Origin of the sequence: Microbacterium sp. H6, from assembly GCF_003314775.1 — a bacterium.
Taxonomy (GTDB): Bacteria; Actinomycetota; Actinomycetes; order Actinomycetales; family Microbacteriaceae; genus Microbacterium; species Microbacterium oxydans.
The window spans coordinates 369-4,872 of record NZ_QOAY01000135.1 but is presented as its reverse complement, the minus strand read 5'-3'; the positions used below and the strand labels follow the sequence as shown (position 1 = coordinate 4,872).

General features: G+C 69.8%; 5 protein-coding genes. 3 read left to right on the top strand and 2 right to left on the bottom strand.

From position 1 onward, the window contains the following. Positions 1-154: 154 nt before the first annotated feature. Complete coding sequence (locus DSP71_RS08560) at positions 155-1,222, top strand: iron-containing redox enzyme family protein (protein ID WP_113680862.1); 1,068 nt, start codon at positions 155-157, stop codon at positions 1,220-1,222. Further along, entirely contained in the window at positions 1,219-1,425 is a 207-nt protein-coding gene (locus tag DSP71_RS08555) for a CDGSH iron-sulfur domain-containing protein (protein WP_061015425.1), read from the top strand. The genes DSP71_RS08560 and DSP71_RS08555 overlap by 4 nt, the downstream gene beginning before the upstream one ends. 13 nt (positions 1,426-1,438) lie before the next feature. Here DSP71_RS08555 and DSP71_RS08550 read toward each other — a convergent pair whose 3' ends face one another. Continuing rightward, a complete protein-coding gene (locus DSP71_RS08550; RefSeq protein WP_113680860.1) occupies positions 1,439-2,314 on the bottom strand; it encodes a heme o synthase in 876 nt (291 codons plus the stop codon). A gap of 6 nt (positions 2,315-2,320) precedes the next feature. Beyond that, positions 2,321-3,100 carry a YggS family pyridoxal phosphate-dependent enzyme gene (locus DSP71_RS08545; RefSeq protein WP_058630683.1) on the bottom strand — a complete coding sequence of 260 codons (780 nt, stop codon included), beginning with the start codon at positions 3,098-3,100 and terminating at the stop codon, positions 2,321-2,323. 78 nt (positions 3,101-3,178) lie between these two features. On the opposite strand from DSP71_RS08545, the gene gabT reads away from it, so the two are divergent. Further along, positions 3,179-4,504 (top strand): 4-aminobutyrate--2-oxoglutarate transaminase (gene gabT, locus DSP71_RS08540; protein WP_113680859.1); only part of this gene is annotated, 1,326 nt, incomplete at its 3' end.

Here is a 4,504-nt window from a genome sequence, read left to right as displayed (position 1 = left end):
GCATTCGAGTCCTGCCGGTAGCCGGCTCCGTGCATCCGCGCGGGCTTCCATGCCTGCCCCGCTTGCCCGGTCGATGCGCGCTCGTCAAGTCCCTGGCCCGATCTCATCCGAGCCCGCAGGATACGAGGGTCCGCATCGATCAGGAGCACGACACATGACCTCTTCCGCCACGGCGACCGCACCGTCACCCGCACCGGCATCCGCACCGAGACTCCCCTTCCCCGACCGCGGCCCGGTGAGCCGCGCCGTCATCTCGCATCTCACCGGAGTCGATCGTCACGCCGACCACGCCGCTCTCGCCGAAGAAGCCGCAGCGGCCTGCGCTGACGTCTCCCGTGACGACGACATCCAGCTCGCCCTCTTCGTGCTCTACGCATCCGCCTACGGATCACTGTCGGCACTCGATCCCGAGCTCGAGTGGGACCCGGCGCTCCTCGCGACCCGCCGCACGCTCGAGTCGGCGTTCGAGCGGGAACTGCGCGCGAGAGTCCCGATGCCGGAGCTGCCGGAGCCGACCGTGGACGCCGTCGGGCGGGCGCTCTTCGCACTCGCCGAAGCGGACACCGGCCCGAGCCTCTCTCGTTACTTCGTGAAGAAGGCCACGAAGTCCCAGGCGCGGGAGATGCTCATCCAGCGCTCGGCGTACACGCTCCGCGAGGCGGACCCGCACTCCTGGGCGATTCCCCGACTCGACGGACGGGCCAAGGCGGCTCTGGTCGAGATCCAGTCCGACGAGTACGGCGGCGGCCGACCGCACCGCGTGCACGCCGCCCTCTTCGCGCGCGCCATGCGCGCAGCCGGCCTGGATGACACCTATGGCGCGTACGTCGACGATCTCCCCGCCGTCACCCTCGCGTCGCTCAACATGATGTCGATGTTCGGACTCAACCGTCGGCTCGTCGGATCGATCGTCGGTCATCTGGCCGCCTACGAGATGACCTCGTCCATCCCCTGCCGCCTGTATGCCGACGGTCTGCGCCGCCTGGACTTCCCCACCGACGTCACGGCGTACTTCGACGAGCACGTCGAGGCCGACGCCGTGCATGAGCAGATCGCCGCCCGAGACCTCGCAGGCAGCCTCGCCGAGGACCACCCGGAGCTGCTGCCAGACATCATGTTCGGTGCAGCCGCCTGCTTGACGGTGGACGGATGGGGAGGCGCACACATCCTGGAGGCCTGGTCGGCGGATTCCTCGTCGCTGCGCACGAGGGCGTCATCATGAGCGCGGACCACGAACCGGCGACGATCACTCCGTACCCGGACGGTCCGCTGCTCGTCCGCGGTGCCGTCGAGCTGCACGCCGCCGACGGCACGCCGATCCCCTCCCACCGCCGCACCGTCGCGCTGTGCCGCTGCGGGCTGTCGGCCCTCAAGCCCTTCTGCGACGGCACACACAAGCCCGCAGGCTTCCGCACCGAGGACTGAAGGGGCCGCGCACTCAGGGCGTCAGCAGAGGATCGACGCCCACCGCGAGGAACAGTGCGGCGAGGTAGACGATCGACGCGCGGAAGACGAGCATCGGGCGCAGCTCGCCACCCCGCCGAGCCCGTGACCGCATCAGCGACGCGGACACCACGAACCCCGCGCCCGCCCCCAGAGCCACCGTCCAGTACAGCAGGCTCACCTCCGCGACGCAGGGCAGGATGAGCGAGCACACGACCGTCACCACCGCGAAGCCGATCACCCTGATGGCGACGAACGACGGCGGGCGCGTGGCACCGAGCATGGGGACGCCGGCCCGGCGGTAGTCGTCTCGGTAACGGATCGAGAGCGGCCAGTAGTGCGCAGGCGTCCAGAAGAACACCACCAGGAACAGGATCACCGCCGGCCATTCGAGAGCGCCGCGCACCGCGGTCCAGCCGACGAGCACGGGCATGCACCCAGCGACCCCGCCCCAGACGATGTTCTGCTCGGTGCGACGCTTCAGCAGCAGGGTGTAGAAGACCACGTACAGCACGAGGCCGGCGGTGGACAACGCGGCGGGCAGGGGGCCGACGAAGGTGAGCATCCACCCCACGGAGGAGATTCCGAGCACGGTCGCGAAGATCAGACCGGCGCGCGCGGACACGACGCCCGTGACCAGGGGGCGCCGGGCCGCGCGCTCCATGACCGCATCGCTCTCGCGCTCGAAGTACATGTTGAACGCCCCGGCGGAACCGGCACTCAGTGCCCCGCCCACGAGCACCGCCCCCAGGAGAGCGATGTCGGGCCGTCCGTCGGCGGCGAACACCATGACGGGGATCGTGGTGACGAGGAGGAGTTCCAGGATGCGGGGTTTGGTCAGTTCGAGGTAGGCGCGAACGGTCCGCAGCACGTGTCGTCAGCCTTCCGGCCAGTAGTGACTGTCGGGCAGCGCGCGGGCACCGAAGATCGCCTGTCCGACGCGCACGCACGTGGCGCCCTCCTCGACGGCGATCTCGTAGTCCCCGGACATCCCCATCGACAGCTCGCCCGCCCCGATGAGGTCGGGCGCGTCTTCTCTGGCCTGGTCCCGCAGCGTGCGCAGCAGCGAGAAGCACTCGCGCACCCTGGCGTCGTCCGGGGTGAGGATGGCGAGGGTCATCAGTCCCCGCACGCGGAGCGTCCCATAGGAGGGCAGTGCCTCCAGGAACGCGGGAAGCTCCTCCGGTGGCATCCCGAACTTGGAATCCTCGGCCGAGGTGTTCACCTGCACGAAGACGTCGAGGCTGCGGCCGGCGGCCTGCAGACGTCGGTCGAGCGCCTCGGCCACCCGCAACCGATCGAGAGCCTGGAACTCGGTGGCGAACGCGGCCACATCTCTGGCCTTGTTGGTCTGCAGGTGCCCGATGATCGACCACGACACATCGAGGTCGGCGGTCTCCCCGTTCTTGCGCACCGCCTCCTGCACCTTGTTCTCGCCCAGCAGCCGCATGCCCGAGCGGATCGCGACGCGGACGCGCTCGGTCGGGACCGTCTTGCTCACCGGGAGCAGGGTCACCTCACGCGGATCGCGCCCCGCCCGCCGCGCTGCCTCGGCGATGCGCGATTCGACGCTCGCGAGGTTATGCCGGAAGTCGTCGACGGTGACCGCCGTGGGGTAGCGCTCGTCGGCGCCGATCGGTGCATCCAACTTTGACATAGGTCAAACACTAACATAGTCTTAGGCCGTTTCGTCGGCGATGTCCGCCGCTCACCACTGCTCACCGAAGGAGCCCCCATGTCTGCGCCCCGCGTGCTTCCCGATCACTCCTCCGCCCCGTTGCTGCTGACCGATGTGCCGGGACCGCGCAGTCGAGCCCTCCACGAGCGACGCAGGCAGACCGTCGCCCGGGGAGTCGGCAGCGTGCTGCCGGTGTACATCGCGCACGCGGACGGCCCCTGGGTCACCGACGTGGACGGCAATCGCCTCCTCGACCTCGGCAGCGGCATCGGCGTCACCACGATCGGACACGGGAATCCGGCCGCCGTCGCGGCCGCCGCCGCGCAGCTCGAGCAGGTGACGCACACGCTCTTCACCGTCACGCCCTACGAGGGGTACGTCAGGCTGGCCGAGCGCCTCTCCGAGAAGACCCCCGGCGATCACGAGAAGCGCTCGGTGTTCGTGAACTCGGGCGCGGAGGCCGTCGAGAACGCGGTCAAGATCGCTCGCAGGCACACCGGCAGGCGCGCGGTCGCCGCCCTCGACCATGCCTTCCACGGACGCACCAACCTCACTCTCGCCATGAACCACAAGGCCGCATACGGCACCGGATTCGGCCCCTTCTCGTCCGACATCCACCGCGTACCCAACTCCTACCCGTACCGGGACGGCCTCTCCGGGGAGCAGGCGACGGAGCGCACGATCGCCCACCTCGAGCAGCGCATCGGCACCTCCGACCTGGCCGCCGTCATCGCAGAGCCGATCCAGGGCGAGGGCGGGTTCGTGGTCCCCGCCGACGGCTATCTGCCCGCACTGCAGGACTGGTGCACGCGCAACGGTGTGGTGTTCATCGCGGACGAGATCCAGACCGGGCTCGGACGCACGGGGACGTGGTTCGCGAGCGAGCACTTCGACGTCGTCCCCGACCTCGTCCTCACGGCCAAGGGCATCGCGGCAGGACTCCCGCTCGCTGGCGTCACCGGACGCGCCGACATCATGGACGCCCCCGACCCCGGCGGCCTCGGCGGAACCTTCGGCGGCAACCCCGTCTCCATCGCCGCGGCCCTGGCCGTGTTCGATGAGCTCGAGCACGGCCCCTTCTTCGCGGAAGCCCTGCGCATCGGAGGCAGCCTCCGGCAGCACCTCACCACGCTCGCCTCGCGCCACCCCTTGATCGGAGATGTGCGCGGGATCGGCGCCATGTACGCCTTCGAACTCACCGATCCCGCCACCTCGCACCCCGCCGCGGGAGCCGCCTTCGCGATCGCGGCCTACGCGGCCCAGCACGGCATCCTGCTGCTGACGGCCGGCAGCGACGCGAACGTCATCCGATTCCTGCCGACTCTCACGACCACCGACGATCAGATCGAGGTCGCGGTGGACGTGATCGACCGAGCACTGGCG

Coding starts and splice junctions, on each gene's coding strand:
- DSP71_RS08560 (WP_113680862.1), top strand. CDS start 155: ATGACCTCTTCCGCCACGGCGACCGCACCGTCACCCGCACCGGCATCC.
- DSP71_RS08545 (WP_058630683.1), bottom strand. CDS start 3,100: ATGTCAAAGTTGGATGCACCGATCGGCGCCGACGAGCGCTACCCCACG.
- DSP71_RS08555 (WP_061015425.1), top strand. CDS start 1,219: ATGAGCGCGGACCACGAACCGGCGACGATCACTCCGTACCCGGACGGT.